Annotated in this window: 13 protein-coding genes; 7 read left to right on the top strand and 6 right to left on the bottom strand. The window is 70.2% G+C overall.

The annotated features are described in order from the left end of the window. Positions 1-104: 104 nt before the first annotated feature. Positions 105-677 carry a TetR family transcriptional regulator C-terminal domain-containing protein gene (locus tag ACFYY2_RS03095; protein WP_388736210.1) on the bottom strand — a complete coding sequence of 191 codons (573 nt, stop codon included), beginning with the start codon at positions 675-677 and terminating at the stop codon, positions 105-107. Positions 678-1,247: 570 nt separating this feature from the next. Between ACFYY2_RS03095 and ACFYY2_RS03090 the strand changes: the two genes are divergently transcribed. The 4 genes from ACFYY2_RS03090 to ACFYY2_RS03075 all read left to right on the top strand — a co-directional run bounded on the left by ACFYY2_RS03090 (position 1,248) and on the right by ACFYY2_RS03075 (position 6,986). Then, positions 1,248-2,264, top strand: a complete 1,017-nt coding sequence (locus tag ACFYY2_RS03090) for an alcohol dehydrogenase catalytic domain-containing protein (protein WP_388736209.1) — start codon at positions 1,248-1,250, stop codon at positions 2,262-2,264. A gap of 338 nt (positions 2,265-2,602) precedes the next feature. After that, positions 2,603-3,409: an MBL fold metallo-hydrolase gene (locus ACFYY2_RS03085; protein ID WP_388736207.1), complete on the top strand. Its 807-nt coding sequence runs from the start codon at positions 2,603-2,605 to the stop codon at positions 3,407-3,409. Positions 3,410-3,574: 165 nt separating this feature from the next. Continuing rightward, on the top strand, positions 3,575-4,639 hold the full coding sequence (locus ACFYY2_RS03080; protein WP_388736205.1) for an LLM class flavin-dependent oxidoreductase: 1,065 nt from the start codon (positions 3,575-3,577) through the stop codon (positions 4,637-4,639). Between the two features lie 211 nt (positions 4,640-4,850). Beyond that, positions 4,851-6,986, top strand: a complete 2,136-nt coding sequence (locus tag ACFYY2_RS03075; protein WP_388736203.1) for a BTAD domain-containing putative transcriptional regulator — start codon at positions 4,851-4,853, stop codon at positions 6,984-6,986. Positions 6,987-7,070: 84 nt separating this feature from the next. Here the strand turns inward: ACFYY2_RS03075 and ACFYY2_RS03070 are convergent, their stop codons facing one another. Then, complete coding sequence (locus ACFYY2_RS03070; RefSeq protein WP_388736200.1) at positions 7,071-7,715, bottom strand: DsbA family oxidoreductase; 645 nt, start codon at positions 7,713-7,715, stop codon at positions 7,071-7,073. Positions 7,716-8,301: 586 nt separating this feature from the next. Here ACFYY2_RS03070 and ACFYY2_RS03065 point away from each other — a divergent pair. Beyond that, complete coding sequence (locus ACFYY2_RS03065; protein WP_388736198.1) at positions 8,302-9,420, top strand: NAD(P)/FAD-dependent oxidoreductase; 1,119 nt, start codon at positions 8,302-8,304, stop codon at positions 9,418-9,420. A gap of 217 nt (positions 9,421-9,637) precedes the next feature. On the opposite strand, the gene ACFYY2_RS03060 is transcribed toward ACFYY2_RS03065, so the two are convergent. Further along, positions 9,638-10,156: a cupin domain-containing protein gene (locus tag ACFYY2_RS03060; RefSeq protein ID WP_388736196.1), complete on the bottom strand. Its 519-nt coding sequence runs from the start codon at positions 10,154-10,156 to the stop codon at positions 9,638-9,640. Positions 10,157-10,413: 257 nt separating this feature from the next. Between ACFYY2_RS03060 and ACFYY2_RS03055 the strand changes: the two genes are divergently transcribed. Together ACFYY2_RS03055 and ACFYY2_RS03050 are read left to right on the top strand one after the other, a co-directional pair. Continuing rightward, positions 10,414-11,040 (top strand): ArsR/SmtB family transcription factor, encoded by a 627-nt coding sequence (locus ACFYY2_RS03055; RefSeq protein ID WP_388736194.1) that lies wholly within the window; start codon positions 10,414-10,416, stop codon positions 11,038-11,040. Beyond that, on the top strand, positions 11,037-12,317 hold the full coding sequence (locus tag ACFYY2_RS03050) for an MFS transporter (RefSeq protein ID WP_388736192.1): 1,281 nt from the start codon (positions 11,037-11,039) through the stop codon (positions 12,315-12,317). Before ACFYY2_RS03055 ends, ACFYY2_RS03050 begins: the two co-directional genes overlap by 4 nt. A 123-nt stretch (positions 12,318-12,440) precedes the next feature. Here the strand turns inward: ACFYY2_RS03050 and ACFYY2_RS03045 are convergent, their stop codons facing one another. The 3 genes from ACFYY2_RS03045 to ACFYY2_RS03035 are packed head-to-tail and all read right to left on the bottom strand — an operon-like array spanning position 12,441 to position 15,244. Then, on the bottom strand, positions 12,441-13,148 hold the full coding sequence (locus ACFYY2_RS03045; RefSeq protein WP_388736190.1) for an NADPH-dependent F420 reductase: 708 nt from the start codon (positions 13,146-13,148) through the stop codon (positions 12,441-12,443). Between the two features lie 19 nt (positions 13,149-13,167). Further along, positions 13,168-14,199, bottom strand: coding sequence for an LLM class flavin-dependent oxidoreductase (locus ACFYY2_RS03040; protein ID WP_388736188.1), 1,032 nt, complete (start codon positions 14,197-14,199; stop codon positions 13,168-13,170). Beyond that, entirely contained in the window at positions 14,192-15,244 is a 1,053-nt protein-coding gene (locus ACFYY2_RS03035; protein ID WP_388736186.1) for an LLM class flavin-dependent oxidoreductase, read from the bottom strand. Before ACFYY2_RS03035 ends, ACFYY2_RS03040 begins: the two co-directional genes overlap by 8 nt. Positions 15,245-15,461 lie beyond the last annotated feature (217 nt).

Raw genomic sequence — 15,461 nt, 5'->3', positions numbered from 1 at the left:
GTCCGTGCGCCGGGTGCGTTCGGGTGCTCCGGCAAGCACGGCGAGGTGCTGGAGCCGTCGTCGCCCGCCCACCCACGAAGGATCAGGGGATCAGGGGACTGCCCTCAGCGCAGGACCACGTCGAAGACGGTGCGGAAGAAGGCGTCCACGGGCGCCGCCGACTTGTCGGCCCGCGCCGCGATCAGCGTCCCCTCCCAGGCGCTGAGGATGAACAGGGCGGTGGAGTCCACATCCAGGGAACCGTCCACGTCGCCCGCCTCCTTCGCCTCGGCGAGCACCTGTCCGAGCCGGGACGCCCACTGCGCGAAACCGCTCCTGACCGCCGACCGGATCTCGTCGTTGTGGTCAGCCACCTCGGCACCGAAGTTGCCCACCAGGCAGCCTCGGACGAACCCGTTGTCCACCGTGTCCCTGCTCAAGTACTCGAAGTGCGCCCGGAGGCGCTCGAGCGGAGGCCGGCCCGGTGTCGTGAGCAGATCGAATCGCAGGGTGTCGGCGTACCGGCTCAGCGCCTCCAGAGCCCCCGCCTCCTTGCTCGGGAAGTGGTTGTAGAACGAGCCCTTGGGCACGCCGGCGGCCGTGGTGATGTCACTGATGCCCGTGGCGTTGAAGCCGCGCTCATGGAATTGCTCGAAGGCCGCCTGCGCGATCTGCTCACGCTTCGATGCTCGCCCCAACTCACTCGCCTCCTCGTACGACAACCGGCCGCCCTGCGATGCTCCACCGCCCCGCTCCGCACAGCGGAACGAGTTCCGGCGGGGTGGCGAACCCTGAGACTCCCGAGGCTACGGCACACCAAGACGACTGACCATATTGTACCGATCCGGCCACTTTCCCGACTGCCCGACAGGCGTGCACCCCCCACCGAAGGACTTCCGGCCCGCCCCCATGCGGACCGCCGCCGACCGCGAACCCGAGGCGACGCCCCTCCTCCTGCGCAGGAAAGCACGCCGCCCAGGTTGGCGACAGCATGCACTCCCCCGTCGGAATTCACCCGTTTTAAACGGTTCCCCGCCCCATTTTCGACAACGTGCCGCCAAAACCCGCGAGGTCCACGAGGGCGCCGTGGCCGATGAGCGTCCGCGATGGGTTACGCTCGTTTAAGTCGACCGGTCATTTTGACGGCGGACCTCGTCCGTACCGAGGTGTCGCCTCTGTCGCGGACGTGATGTGCAACGAAGCCATCCGCTTCCGGACCGGCCCTTCCTCCCTCGCATTCGTGCGCCGAACGACCCCCAGGAGAAGTCATGTCCACATACCGAGCCTTCGAGGCAACAGGCGTCCACAACCTCCAGCTGGTGGAGCGCGAGCTGGTCGAGCCCGCGCCCGGGCACGTGCGCCTTCGGGTGGAGGCCTGCGGCATCTGCCACACCGACGTACTGACCATCGAGGGCCTGCGCGGCGACCCCTCCCAGCCCCTGGTCCCCGGTCACGAGATCGTCGGCGTGATCGATGCAGTCGGCGCCGGCGTCACCGCGTGGCAGCCGGGCGACCGCGTCGGTGTCGGCTTCCTGAACGGACAGTGCGGCGAGTGCGAGTCCTGCCGCCGCGGTGACTTCGTGAACTGCGCGGCCCAGGAGCAGACGGGCACCACCGTCGACGGCGGTTACGCGGAGGTCGCCTACGCCCGCGCCAGCGGTCTGGTCCGTATCCCCGACGGCATCTCGGCGATCGACGCGGCGCCGCTCCTGTGCGCCGGTCTGACCACCTTCATCGCGCTCCAGCAGGGACCCACCAGGGCCGGCGCCCTCGTGGCCGTGCAGGGCATCGGCGGGCTGGGCCACGTGGCCGTGCAGTACGCGCGCAGCCTCGGCTACCGTGTCGCCGCCATCGCCCGGGGCAAGGACAAGGAAGCCTACGCCCGGCAGCTCGGCGCCCACATCTACATCGACAGCAACAGCACGGACCCCGGTGCGGCACTGAGCGAGCTCGGCGGTGCGTCCATCATCGTCGCCACGGCCACCAGCGGCGCCTCCATGAACCCGCTGGTCCGCGGTCTCGCCCCCAACGGCAAGCTGGTCGTGGTCGGCGCGGCTCCCGACCCCATCACCATCGCCACCCCCGACCTGATCTTCGGCACCCACTCGGTCGTCGGCAGCCTGACGGGTTCCTCCATCCAGAACGAGGACAACCTCGCGTTCAGCCTCGCCCACGGCATCCGTCCGAGCGTCGAGGTCATGCCCTTCGCCAAGGCGCCCGAAGCCTACGAGCGCATGCTGTCGGGTCAGGCGCGCTTCCGCGTCGTGCTCGACACCGCGGCCTGAGACAGCGCGGTTGCCGGGCGGTTCCTCCGCCCGGCACCGCCTCCGCGCGTCCGGTCGCCCGCACCGTCTCCGCGCGGCCCGTCACGTCCACCGCCTCCGCACGTCCCATCACGTGCACCGGCCCCGGCAGCCGAGCCGCCCCGGTGACTCCGGCAGCCGGGCGGGCGACGACGCGGCCGCGAACCTCTCACACGCCCCCGCTCGGCAGTAGGGTGCCGAACGTGTGCCGGACCGGCACGGGGTGATCCCGCTCGCCGGGCACGTCGCCCGCCGTCGGGGCAGCATCGGCGTACGGCGCACACACGGAGCAGTCGAGAATCCCCCTTGCGAGGTAGCACATGACGACCACCGAACTGGCCCGGCAGAGTTGCGCGGTGACCGTGCTGGGCGGCCCGACAGCCGTCATCGACATGGGAGGACTGCGCATCGTCAGCGATCCGACGTTCGACGAGCCCGGTCCGCACGGCTACCTCACCAAGACGACGGGTCCGGCCGTGGCCGAGAGCGCCCTGGGGCCCGTGGACCTGGTGCTGGTCAGCCACGACCTGCATCCCGACAACTTCGACGAGCGGGGACGCGCGTTCGCCGAGGCCGCGCCGCTGGTCGTCTCCGGCCCCCTCTCGGCCGGGCGGATCGGTCCGCCCGCGATCGGCCTGGCGCCGTGGTCCAGCCACTCCGTGCCGCGGAGGGACGGGGGCGGGGATCTCGACATCCTCGCAGTGCCCGCGGTGCACGGCCCCGAGGACGGCGAGCGGGACGCCGACGGCTACGTGAACTGCGAGGTCACCGGCTTCGTCCTGTCCGGCCACGGGCTGCCCACGCTCTACATCAGCGGCGACAACGCCTCCATCCGCACGGTGGCGGAGGTCTCACGGCGCGTTCCGGACATCAGCGCGGCGCTGCTGCACGCGGGGGCCGCGCGGGTCCCCGCGAAATTCGGCGGCCGGCCTCTCTCCATGGACAGCAGGCGGACCGCGGCGGCGGCGGCCGTGCTGGACGCGAAGCTCGTGGTGCCCGCCCACTACGACGGCTGGACGCACTTCTCGGAGGGCCTGTCCGATCTCGAGCTGGCCTTCGACGAGGCAGGCCTGTCGTCTCTCCTCAGTGTGGCGGCGCACGGAACCTGGGCCGATCTGCCCTCCTGAGGCGGGCCCCGGCCCTCCGTCACACGGAACACGGCCCCCTCAGGGCCCTCCTTGACAGAACAATTAGCGCTGCCGTTTACTTGACTTGTTATTCAGCAGTCAGCCTGCCGCCGTCCCGGCATCGGCCGGACCCCTTCGCTGTCGGTTCGAACGAGAAGCCTCTCAATGACCAGTCAGGGCCCCCCACCTGCGGGCGAGCATCCGATCACGCTCGGCCTCGATACCTTCGGCGACGTCTCCGACGATTCCGAGGGGCGAGCGCTGACCCACGGCCAGTCGATCCGCAACCTCGTGGACCAGGGGGTGCTGGCGGACGCGGTGGGTCTCGATCACTTCGCCATCGGTGAACACCACACCGACTGGATGCCGATCTCAGCAGCGGACGTGGTTCTCGGGGCCATCGCCTCGAGGACCTCCCGCATCCGGCTCGGATCCGGTGTCACCGTCATCAGCTCGGACGATCCCGTGCGCGTCTACCAGCGGTACGCGACGCTCGACGCCGTGTCGAACGGTCGCGCCGAGCTCATCCTCGGCAGAGGGTCGAGCACGGAGTCCTTCCCCTTGTTCGGCCACGACCTCGCCGACTACGACGTCCTGTTCGAGGAGAAGGTCAACCTCTTCGCCGAACTGCGCAAGGAACAGCCCGTGACGTGGCAGGGGAGCACCCGGCCCGCGCTCGTCGACCAGCCCGTCTACCCGCGCAGTGAGTCCGGTGCGCTTCCCACGTGGATCGGCGTCGGCGGGAATCCCCAGTCCGTCGTCCGCGCGGCCCGCTACGGCTTCCCGCTCATGCTCGCCGTCATCGGTGGGCCGACCGCCCGTTTCGCACCCCTCGGGCAGCTCTTCCGCGAGGCTCTGGGCCGGTTCGGCATGCCGGACCGGCCCATCGGTGTGCACAGCCCCGGTCATGTGGCCGCGACCGACGAGCAAGCCGTCGACGAGTTCTGGCCGTACTACGAGAAGGCCGTCCGCGAGATGGCGCGGCAACGCGGCTTCCGGCCTCCCTCCTTCGAGCAATTCATGCACGACGTCGGTCCGGGGGGAGCCCTTTACGTCGGCTCGCCGGAGACGGTGGCGCAGAAGGTGGTCGCCACGCTCCGGGGTCTCGACGCCAGTCGTTTCGACCTGAAGTACGGGATGCAGGGGCTTCCTCACGAGACTCTCATGACCGGAATCGAGCTGTTCGGCAACGAGGTGGCTCCCCGGGTCCGGAAGCTGATGGCTCCGTGAGCCTCGCCATCCGGCCTTGGCCGGCACACCGGCACACCTCGCGATCGACCGACCGCGCGGGCCCAGCCGGTCCCGTGCACCCGTCGCCCCGGCCCACTAGGGGGCCCGCTTCACCGGGCGGGCACCGGTCCGTGTCCAGGCTGCCGTACGCGTCGCCCTCGGCCTTCGGGAACGGCGACGGACACGCCGTACGGGCGGAAGGCGGTGTCAGGTGAAAAGCAGCCACGGAACCTCCGACGCGACGGTGCGCTATTCCCTCCTCGGCACGGTACGGGCCGTGCGCGGTGACAGCGAGCTCGATCTCGGGCCCCCCAAGCGGCTGGCACTGCTGTCGCTCCTGCTGTTGCGCGCGCCCGGCCCGGTGTCGCTGAGCGACGCCGTCGACGTCCTGTGGGACGACGAGCCGCCGGCCAGCGCCGTGAACGTGGTGCACCGTCATATCGGTGCGCTGCGCAAGCTGCTGGAGCCCGGCCTGCGCAGCCGGACCGACGCGGAACACCTGTCACGCGCCGCCGACGGCTACCGCCTCCTGGCCGACACGTCGACCTCCGACCTCCTGCGCTTCCGTGACCTTCGTGCGCGCGCCCGGCTCGCGGTGGAGAGCGGCAACCCCGCGCAGGCTGCCACAGACTTCATGGAGGCCCTTCGGCTGTGGCGCAGCCCCGTGGTCGCCGACGGCACACCAGTCGCGTGGCATCCCGTCTTCACATCCGTCGGGCACGAGTTCGTCGCCACGGCCAAGGAGGCGACCGACGTCGTCCTGGGTGCCGCGCCCGCACTCACGGAAGAGGTCCTGTCCATCCTGCGGTGCGCGGTGGACAGTCACCCGTTCGACGAGGCGATCCACTCCCGTATCATCGCCGCCCTGGCCTCCACCGGCCGCCAGGCCGAGGCGCTGAAGCAGTTCGAAGGCATCCGCCGCACGCTCGCCGATGAACTCGGCGTCGAGCCCGGCCCCGGCCTGCGCGCCGCGAGGCGGCACTTCCTGCAACGCGGATGCAGTCAGCGTGCCAAGGAGCTGACGGCGCGGGCGCAGGCACCACAGGTTCCACCCCACCTGCCCGCCAACCCCAGCGCGTTCGTGGGCCGCCACGAGGTGTCGGGCCGGATCCTGGGCCTCGCCACCCGGGGCGGCGGGAGCGAGCCGCCGGCGGCGACCGTCGCGATCAGCGGAATGGCCGGAGTCGGAAAGACGACGTTGGCCGTGCGCTGCGCCCACCTGGTCGCGGACCGCTTCCCCGACGGTCAGATCTACGTGGATCTGCGGGGACACCATCCGGACCGGCCGCGCCTCGACTCGGCCCAGGCGATGACCGCGGTGCTGGACGCGCTGGGTGTGGGGCGGGGCGGAGGAGACCTCGATGCCGCCGCGCTCGGCTCCGTCTACCGGAGCGCCCTGGCCGGACGCCGCCTGCTCCTGGTGCTCGACGACGCGGCGCACTGCGAGCAGGTGAGACCCCTGCTCCCGGCGACTCCCGGCTCCCTGGCGATCATCACCAGCCGCAGGAAGCTGGAGGGGCTCGCCGTCACCCACTACGCCGAGCTCTTCACGCTCGATCCCATGCCGCCGCGGGAGAGCATGCAACTGCTCGAGCGCCGCCTCGGCGCGGCCCGGCTCAGGGCCGAGTCGGATGCCGTCGACGAGATCGTCGAGCTGTGCGGAGGTCTGCCGCTGGCACTGGCCGTGGTGGGCACCCGGGCACTGACCGGACCGCGTCCCTCCCTCGCCTTGCTCGCGGCGGAGCTGCGGGACGGTCTTCCGGCCCTGTTCAGCGGCGACCCCCGGACGGACGTCCGGAGTGTGTTCCAGCGCTCGTACGAGATGCTCAGCGTGGGCGGGGCCCATCTGTTCCGGGCACTGAGTCAGCATCCCTCTCCCGAGATCACGCTGAGGGCCGCGGCGAGCCTCGCGGACACCGGCCTGCACGTGACGCGCCAGAACCTGGCCGAACTCGCCGATCACCACCTGCTCGTCGAACATGTCCCGGGGCGCTACACCTGCCACGAACTGCTGCGCGCGTTCGCGGACGACCTGAGCTCCACCCTGGACGCGAGCAGTACCCGCTCCGAGACCCGCGCGCGGATGTTCGAGCACTACGTGTACAGCGCGGATGCCGCGACCGCCCTGATCGCACCGCACCGCAGGACGCTGATCCTCCCGCCTCCGCGGCCGGGCGTACATCCCCAGGAGTTCCAGGGGTGCGCCGACGCCGCGGCATGGGTGAGCGCCCAGCGCCATCTCCTGCCGGCTCTCGTCCGCGCCCTGGACCACTATCCCCGGGCCGCGGCGTTCCAGAGGCAGCTCACTTCCACGATGGAGATGTCTCTCCACCCGAACTCCGGGTGAGCGGCCGAGTCCTCTCGCGCGCCCAGGGGCCGGAGCCGGGCGGACGCGTGTCCACGCGCCCGGCCGGCAGCCGGCCCGGGATTCCTAGGCGGCCGGCTGATCCGCCCACGCCTGCTCCAGCGCCCGGGTGAAGGACGCGGGCGACTGGACACCGTTCACACCGTAACGGCCGCCGAGCACGAAGAAGGGCACGCCGCCCGCACCCAGCTCAGAGGCGCGTCGCTCGTCGGCCCGGACCTTGTCGGCGAATCGCTTGGGGTCGGCGAGGACCTCTCGCACCTCGGACTCCTCCAGTCCCGCCTCGACGGCCAGATCCACCAGGGTCTCCGTGTCGTAGACGGAGCGCTCCTCGGCGAAGTTGGCCCGGAAGGCGCGGTCCAGGAACTCGCCCTGCAGACCGCGGGTCTTGGCGAAGTGGCCGAGGCGGTGCAGGTCGAAGGTGTTACCGAAGACCCGTCCGCCGATCCGGAACTCGAGGCCCACCGCGTTCGCCATGGAGGCCGCCTGGTGCTCCCGGTCCACCTGCTGCTGGCGGGTACGTCCGTACTGCGCCGCGACCGCGTCGATGATCGGCACGGTGCCGTTCTCGGCCTTCGGGTTGAGCTCGAAGGAGCGGTGCACCACCTCTACCTGGTCGCGATGTGCGAAGTCGGCGAGCCCCTTGTTGAAGTGCTCACGGCCGACGTAGCACCACGGGCAGGCGACATCGGTCCACATTTCGACACGCATGATCTGATCTCCTGGTCTTCGAGGGTGCGGTCCCTGCGGAATCCGCTGCTGGGTGGGGCGCCCGGTCGCCTGATCGTGACGGGTGACGCCTGGTGTACGTCCGATATGTCGGCGACCCGCGTCCAGGATAGACGACCGGCCGTCTTGTCGGAGAACGCCGGCCGCGCTCCCTCCATTCCCCGGGCACGGCTGCCGGATGCGCCCGCACCCCGAGAGCGAGGGAACGGGGGCTGACCGCGAAGATCACGCCTCCGAGGGCCGGCGCAGTTCGCGACAGACGCGGGACCGGCGTCACCACCGTCCACTGACAAGGGTGCCGCGACGAACACACCTCGGCGCCGGAAGGCGATCACCGACACCACATGCCGCACACCCACGCCGTCACGCCGTTCACACCCATTCGCGCATTCGGCACACACGAAACACCCACCCTTCCTTCACACCATGGGGGCTCGGCGCCGTAAATGCCCCGCCCTTGAACCAAAAAGCCCTCGTCAGGCGTGCAATGAGGGGCGCCCTCGGCACACGGCGGCACCGCATCTCCGGATCACGAGCAGACAGCACAGCGGAAAGAAGTGAGCTGATCATGGCCATGGCCACGACCACGCGACGGGCCGTCATCATCGGCGGGGGGTATGCCGGAGTTCGCCTGGCCCGCCAACTGGACGCGGACGTCGACGTCACACTGATCGACCTCAAGGAGGCGTTCTTCCACCGCATCGCCTCACTCCGGGCGAGCGCTGACGAGAACTGGACGTATGCCCCCTTCATCCCGTACGACTCGCTCCTGGCCAACGGCCGCGTCGTACGGAACAAGGCGGTCGGCATAGCGACGGCGGAACGCCAGGTCGTCCTCGCGACGGGGCACCGAGTGCCGTACGACGTATTGGTGCTCGCGACGGGCGCCGACTACCAGGAGCCCGCGCGCTTCACCGGATACAGCGTCGAGGAGGCGGCCGCCTCCTTCCGGAACCACCAGCGCCGCGTCGCGCAGGCGCGCAGCATGCTCGTCATCGGGGGCGGCCCCTCAGGGGTGGAACTGACGGCGGAAGTGCGCAAGGCCAACCCCGGCGCCACCGTGACCCTCGCACACTCGGGCTCCAGGCTGCTCTCCAATCACGGCACCGGCCGGATGGGCCGTCGGGCGCAGGCCTGGCTGGAACAGCACGACGTGAGTGTCCTGCTCGACACCGTCGTCTCCTCCGCCGGCGGCACCGGCATGCGGTTGCGCGACCAGGCCGGCAGTCCTCTCGGCGCCGACGTCGTTTTCTGGACGACGGGCACTACTCCCAACACGCTGTGGCTTCGGCTCGCGGGCCTCGGGGGCTGGCTCGACCAGAGCGGCCACATCATGGTGGACACACACCTCCGGGTGCGGGGACAGCGGGACGTCTTCGCGATCGGTGACGTCAACGACGTCTCCGAGGCCAAGCTCAGCCCGTCGGCCATCGCGCAGGGCGAGGCCGCTGCTCACAACATCCGTACGTACCTGGACGGCAGCAAGCACGGGAACAGCCCGCGCCCCTACAAGCCCGCCCCGATGCGCATCTTCTCCGTGCCGTTCGGGTCCGAGGGCGGTACCACGCTGCTGCCGGCGCTGGGGCGCGATGTCGTCGTGCTCGGCAACAGGGCGACAGCGACGCTGAAGAGCAGAACCCTGGTGGTGCCCACCATGAAGAAGCTGCTGGGCCACACGGACGGGTAGCGCGGACAACCTCCCACGGACTGAAGGCCCGCAGCCCACAACGGTACGGAACACCGGCTGCGGGCAGGCCGGTTGAAGCGCCCCGACGCCCGTCGGCCGACTACTCGACCGCGAACCCTTCGCCCGCCCTGCGTGAGTCTCACCCCGGGTGCGCCGGAGAAGCCGGACCCCCCGCAGTCGGCCCATGACTGCGGGGGCACAGGTCACCGGCGACCGATCAGGACTCCGACAGCCAGATGGTCTCCGACTTGCGGATCACCTGCACGGCCCGAGCGGTCATCTCGTCGTCGATCGGGGGTGGCGTCTCCCCCGGTCGGACCGGGGTGCTGTGGTCGAGCATGAGCTGTTCGAGACCGGCGGGCGTGTACATGAACAGCAGTTTCGCCGCGTGATTGCCCCGGTTCTTGAAACCGTGGCGGATTCCCTCGGGCACGTAGATGAAGTCGCCCGCGACCGCGGTGAAGACGTGGTCGCCGTCCACGAACTCGAGTTCGCCGTCGACCAGGTAGAACGACTCGTCCTCCCGCGTGTGGGCGTGCGGGGCGGGGCCGCCGCCCGCAGGAACGGTCGCCTCGATGAACCCGAACCGTCCTTTGGTCTGTGCACCCGTGATCTTGACGGTGTAGACGTCATCGGCGCCCCATACCGTCGGGCCTCGGCCCGAAGGCACGTAGACGGCACCACGCTTGGTCCAGATGGGATCGTCGGGGTCCACGTCCGTCAGCGAGAAACTCATGGTCTTCAACTCCGCTCGGCAGTTGGCGGTCGGCGGTCGGAGGCACCACTCCGGGGACGGTTCCCTCTTCCCCGGCCGGGGAGCACCGATCCTCCTGATTGCGGTTTCGATTCGGCTCCGGAAACCGGAAACCATGAAACACGTATTTGCTCAGTCAATCAAATGCGTCTCGACCTACGGTCGGTCCCCATCCGGAGCCCACGCCCCGGAACTATGAGACTTGACTCTCACATATCGTGAGAGGACACTCTCACGCCATGGACTCCCCCAATCGCCTGGGCGATATCGAGATCACCGACCCTCAAGCCATGCGGGCCTTGGCGCATCCGGTGCGGCTGGCGATCCTCGACCGGCTGGGGCGACACGGCCCCGCGACCGCGACGCAGCTGGCACCCGACGTCGGAGCGACACCGTCGGTGACCAGCTGGCATCTGCGGCACCTGGCCGGCTTCGGACTGGTCCGCGACAGCGAGCCCGGCCCGGACCGCCGGCAACGCAGGTGGGAGGCCGTGGCGCGCGGCTTCCGGTTCGAGGCGCCCCAGGACCAGGCGGACGAGGAGGGCCGGTCGGCCGCGCGGGTACTGTCCCAGCAGATGTTCCTGCGCCATGCGGAACTGCCCAGCCGCTGGGCCGTCGAGGTGGAGCCCGGCCTCGATCCGGCGTGGCGCAGGTCGGCCGGACTGGCCGCCACACGCCTCGTCGTGTCCGCCGAGGAGCTCGCCGCCATCGAGGACGGCATCGAGCGCGTCCTCGCGCCGTACGTCACCCGCGATCCCGCTGAGCGGAGGAGCGACGCCCGCGGCGTCCAGCTGCTGCGCTACGTCCTGCCCGAGGGCACGGAGGAGCAGCCCGAGCAGACCGGGCAGACCGGGCAGGCCCGGTGAGCGCCCCGGGGCCGGCGGCTGCCGTGTCGCTGTGGCGGGACAAACGGTTCCGCCTCTTCTGGGGCGGTAACGCCATCTCGCAGTTCGGTGACCGGATCACCGAACTCGCCCTGCCCCTGATCGCCGTCGGTGCCCTGCACGCCTCGGCCAACCAGGTCGCGTGGCTGACCGCGCTCGTCTGGACCCCTCACCTGCTCGCGGTGCTCCTGGGAGCCTGGGTCGATCAACGGCCACGCAAACGCAGCCTGATGGTCCTGGCCGACCTGTTCCGCGCCGCGGTACTGCTCAGCGTGCCGGCGGCCTACGTGTGGGGATCGGTGACGCTCGCCCAGCTGTATGCCGTCGCGTTGCTCACGGGCGCGGCCGGAGTCCTGTTCAACACGGCCTGTCCGCCGTTCTTCGTGGGCATCGTCCCCCGCGGGTCCTACGTGGACGCGAACAGCAGGCTCAGCGCCGCCCGATCCGCGTCGTACGTCGCCGGCCCGGCCATCGGCGGCGCGCTGATCCAGCTGCTCACCGCTCCCGTGACCCTGGTGGTCGACGCCCTGACCTTCCTGGCCTCGGCGTTCCTGATCGGTCGGGTGCCGGTCGACGAGCAGCCGGCGGCGGCCGACGGCACGGCACTCTCGCTTCTGCGGCGCGCGAGGGAGGGACTGGCCCTCATCGTCCGCCACCCGGTCCTCCGGGCCTGTCTCGGGTGCGCCGCGACCGTCAACTTCTTCACCTTCCTGGCCGGCGGTGGCCTGGTCGTGCTGTTCGCGGGCCGGAACCTCGGCCTGTCCGCCGGCGTCATCGGGCTCGCGTTCGGCGTCGGCGCGACGGGCTCCCTGCTCGGCGCCCTGCTCGCTCCCGCGGTGTCGCGGCGGATCGGCGTCGGGCGCAGCATCGCCGTGGGCGCGGTGGCCTTCCCCGCGCCGATCGCCATCGCCGCCGCTGCGGGCGGTCCGTTCTGGCTCCGCGCCGGAGCCCTGGCCGCCTCCCAGTTCCTGTCGGGCGTCGGGGTCATGCTGTTCGACGTCAACCTCAACGCCCTCCAGACCACGGTGATCCCCGACGGCCTGCGCAGTCGCACCGCCGGCGCGTTCAGCACGGTCAACTACGGGATACGCCCTGTCGGCGCCGTCGCCGGCGGCCTCCTGGCCACCGTCGTCGGGCTGAGGGCCACCCTTCTCATCGCCGCGTTCGGTGGAGTCCTGTCCCTGCTCTGGCTGCTGCCGTCACCGATACCCCGTATCCGCTCCCTTGCGCCGGATCCGGCTGCGGAGGCGGCCGGCTGATCCCGCCGGATCCCGAGCCCCGGCCCCGTTGTGGAGGCGGTCCCCCCGGGCGCCGGCGCCGGTTCGCCGCGAGAGCTCGCCGAGAGGCCGAGAACGGGGGGTGAGCCGCCGCGACGCGCGGCGTCAGTCGCCCACGCGCGCAGGAGACCTGGCTTCGCCGAGACCGCCCTGTCCGTGCTCGGCCATGGAGAAGCGGTCGAGCATGGTGCGCAGGTCCTCGGCGCTGACGTTGGCGCCGAATGCCTCGGTGCCCGGCTGCAGCCGGACGCCGTCGGCGAGTGAGCCGGCGGTGACCGGATCGAAGCCCAGGTTGTTCACGATCAGAGCGGCCACGACCCTGTCGTCGAGGTCGTCGCCCGCGACGGCGATCGCCTTGCGCCCCTGCTCACCGGCGGGTCGCGCCTCGTCCTCCAGGTCGTGGTAGCCCATGTGGTTGAACGCCTTCACCACTCGGGAGTCCGGCAGGAACTCCTGGACGATCTCGCTGGTCGAGACGCCGGGGCCGGTGAAGTCGTCGCGTATGCCGTCGACTTCCCACCAGTAGTTCATCGAGTCGATGACCAGCTTGTTCCGCAGTTCCTCGACGGGAATGCTCCTGTACTTCCCTAGCGGAAGCGCGAGGATCGCGACGTCCGCCTGGGCTGCGGCCTCCGCCGAGGTGACGGCCACCGCACCGGTGGCCAGTACGTCGACGGTAAGAGCGATGTCGTCGGGTGAGCCCGACCCTGCGACGAGTACCCGGTAACCGGCTGCCAGGGCGAGTCTGGCCAGCACGGTTCCCACTTTGCCGGCTCCGAGGATGCCGATGGTGCGGACGCTTTCAATGTCCATGACGTCTCCTTCTCGAACTTCAGCCGGCGAGGATGTCGCGGACCATGGGCATGACCTTGGTTCCGTAGAGCTCGACCGCACGAAGACGGGCGCTGATCGGCTGGGCACCTGTGGTGTAGATGAGGTCGAACCTGCCGACGCCGAGACCGCGGACGGCCTGCGCGATCTTCCGGGCGACCGTCTCCGGGGAGCCGACGTACAGCGAGCCGTGCTCGATCTCCACCTCGTACTCCGCTCGGCGCAGCGGCGGCCACCCTCGGAGCGCGCCGATGCGGTCGCGGATGACGCGGTAGCTGGGCCAGTGCACCTCGCGCGCCTCCTCGTCGGTGTCTGCGACGAATCCGGGCGAGTGCATCCCCACGGGGTGAGCGGTCGTGCCGAACTGGTCTGCCGCGCGCCGGTACAAGTCGATGTAGGGGGCGAAGCGCTCGGAGGATCCGCCGATGATGGCGAGCATCAGCGGGAGTCCGTGCCGCGCGGTACGGACGACCGACTGGGGCGAACCGCCTACGCCGACCCAGGTGGGCAGGTGGCCCGACTCGGTCGGAGGGAACACCTCCGCGTTGTCCAGGGGTGCGCGGACGGTGCCCTCCCACGTGACGGGCTTCTCCTGGAGCAGCCGCACGAAGAGGTCGAGCTTCTCCTCGAAGAGCACGTCGTAGTCGGCGAGGTCGTATCCGAACAGGGGGAAGGACTCGGTGAAGGAGCCCCGGCCGAGGATGACCTCGGCGCGCCCGTCGGAGAGCGCATCGACCGTCGCGAAGCGCTGGAACACGCGGACGGGGTCGTCGGAGCTCAGCACGGTCACGCCGGAGGACAGGCGGATGCGCTTGGTGCGGGTGGCGATTCCGGCGAGGACGGTCTCCGGCGTGGACACCGAGTACTCGGGTCGGTGGTGCTCGCCCAGGGCGAGGACGTCGACGCCGATGCCGTCCGCCAGAACGGCCTCCTCGACCGTCTGGCGGATGGACCTCGCATGGGTGACGGGAACTCCGTCGTCGTCCACGGGCAGGTCGCCGAACGTGTCCAGGCCGAGAACGAGATCAGACATGCGCGGACTCCTTGTTGAGGATGGCACGCACCCGGGGAGCCACTTCCTGTCCCAGCAGCTCGATGGTGCGAGCGCGGGCCTGGAGCGGCAGGTGCATGATGTCGTATTTGAGGTCGAAACGGCTCAGGTGCAGGTCGCGCGCCACCGTGGCGATCTTGCGGGCGACGGTGTCCGGAGAGCCCACGAAGAGCGCGCCGCTCTTGCGCTCGGACTCGTACCGGTCACGGGTGGGCCTGTAGAAGCCCCGCTCCTCCGCGAGTGCCCGTGAGACCGGCTCCCAGTACGTCCACCAGGTCTCCGCCGCCTCCTCGTCGGTGTCGGCGATGAGGCCCAGTGAGTGCTGACCGACTGGCTGCGGGGCGTGCCCGGCCTGCTGGAGGGTCTTCCGGAAGAGGTCGACGTGGCCTGCGAAGCGCTGGGGGCGTCCGCCGACGACGGCGAGCATCAGAGGCAGACCGTAGCGGCCCGCCCGGACGACGGAATGGGGACTGCCGCCCACTCCGATCCAGGTGGGGATGCCGCCGGGGCGCATCCGGGGACGGAGCAGCTGCTCGACGAGGGGGCTGCGGGTGCTGCCCGTCCACGTGACGGCTTCCTCCCGCTGCAGACGCGTGAACAGTTCGAGCTTCTCCTCGAAGAGCTCCTCGTAGTCGGCGAGGTCGTAGCCGAACAGCGGGAACGACTCCGTGGCCGAAGCACGGCCGAGCACGAGCTGTGCGCGGCCGTCCGACACGGCGTCGAGCGTGGAGAAGTCGTGGTACAGCCGGACGGGATCGTTGGTGCTCAGGACCGTCACGGAGGTTCCGAGACGTATGCGCTCGGTGGCCACGGCCATGGCGGAGAGCAGTACAGGGGCGGCGCTGTCCACGTGGCCGGGCCTGTAGTGCTCCCCGAGGCTGAAGACGTCCACTCCCGAAGCCTCGGCGAGCCTGGCCTCCTGGACGAGCAGTCGCACGGTCTCGGCGTCGCTGAGCACGCGATCGCCACCGTCCGTGGCGACATCCCCGAACGAGTTCAGTCCGAACTCGAAGGTACTGGCCGTCATGATCTCCTCCTCTGCTGGCCTCCGGGCGGCGAGCTCCCGGACACTAATTACTTGACACAGCAAGTATGCACCATGTGATTGACGCGTCAACCAGAGAGGGGGCCGCACTCGCGACCAGGACACCGAGCACCGAGCACCGAGCACCGAGCCGAGAGTATTTGCCTCGTCAAGCAAATAGCGTACTGTTGAGTCATCAACCAAGTGGGGGTGATCAGTC

Origin of the sequence: Streptomyces sp. NPDC001822 (assembly GCF_042892135.1) — a bacterium.
In the GTDB taxonomy this organism is placed as follows: Bacteria; Actinomycetota; Actinomycetes; order Streptomycetales; family Streptomycetaceae; genus Streptomyces.
This window is presented reverse-complemented; position numbering and strand designations above follow the sequence as displayed.

Bases quoted from the DNA above. Each gene is read 5' to 3' on its own strand.
- ACFYY2_RS03090 (WP_388736209.1), top strand. From the start codon at position 1,248: ATGTCCACATACCGAGCCTTCGAGGCAACAGGCGTCCACAACCTCCAG.
- ACFYY2_RS03085 (WP_388736207.1), top strand. From the start codon at position 2,603: ATGACGACCACCGAACTGGCCCGGCAGAGTTGCGCGGTGACCGTGCTG.
- ACFYY2_RS03080 (WP_388736205.1), top strand. From the start codon at position 3,575: ATGACCAGTCAGGGCCCCCCACCTGCGGGCGAGCATCCGATCACGCTC.
- ACFYY2_RS03070 (WP_388736200.1), bottom strand. From the start codon at position 7,715: ATGCGTGTCGAAATGTGGACCGATGTCGCCTGCCCGTGGTGCTACGTC.
- ACFYY2_RS03065 (WP_388736198.1), top strand. From the start codon at position 8,302: ATGGCCATGGCCACGACCACGCGACGGGCCGTCATCATCGGCGGGGGG.
- ACFYY2_RS03060 (WP_388736196.1), bottom strand. From the start codon at position 10,156: ATGAGTTTCTCGCTGACGGACGTGGACCCCGACGATCCCATCTGGACC.
- ACFYY2_RS03055 (WP_388736194.1), top strand. From the start codon at position 10,414: ATGGACTCCCCCAATCGCCTGGGCGATATCGAGATCACCGACCCTCAA.
- ACFYY2_RS03045 (WP_388736190.1), bottom strand. From the start codon at position 13,148: ATGGACATTGAAAGCGTCCGCACCATCGGCATCCTCGGAGCCGGCAAA.
- ACFYY2_RS03040 (WP_388736188.1), bottom strand. From the start codon at position 14,199: ATGTCTGATCTCGTTCTCGGCCTGGACACGTTCGGCGACCTGCCCGTG.
- ACFYY2_RS03035 (WP_388736186.1), bottom strand. From the start codon at position 15,244: ATGACGGCCAGTACCTTCGAGTTCGGACTGAACTCGTTCGGGGATGTC.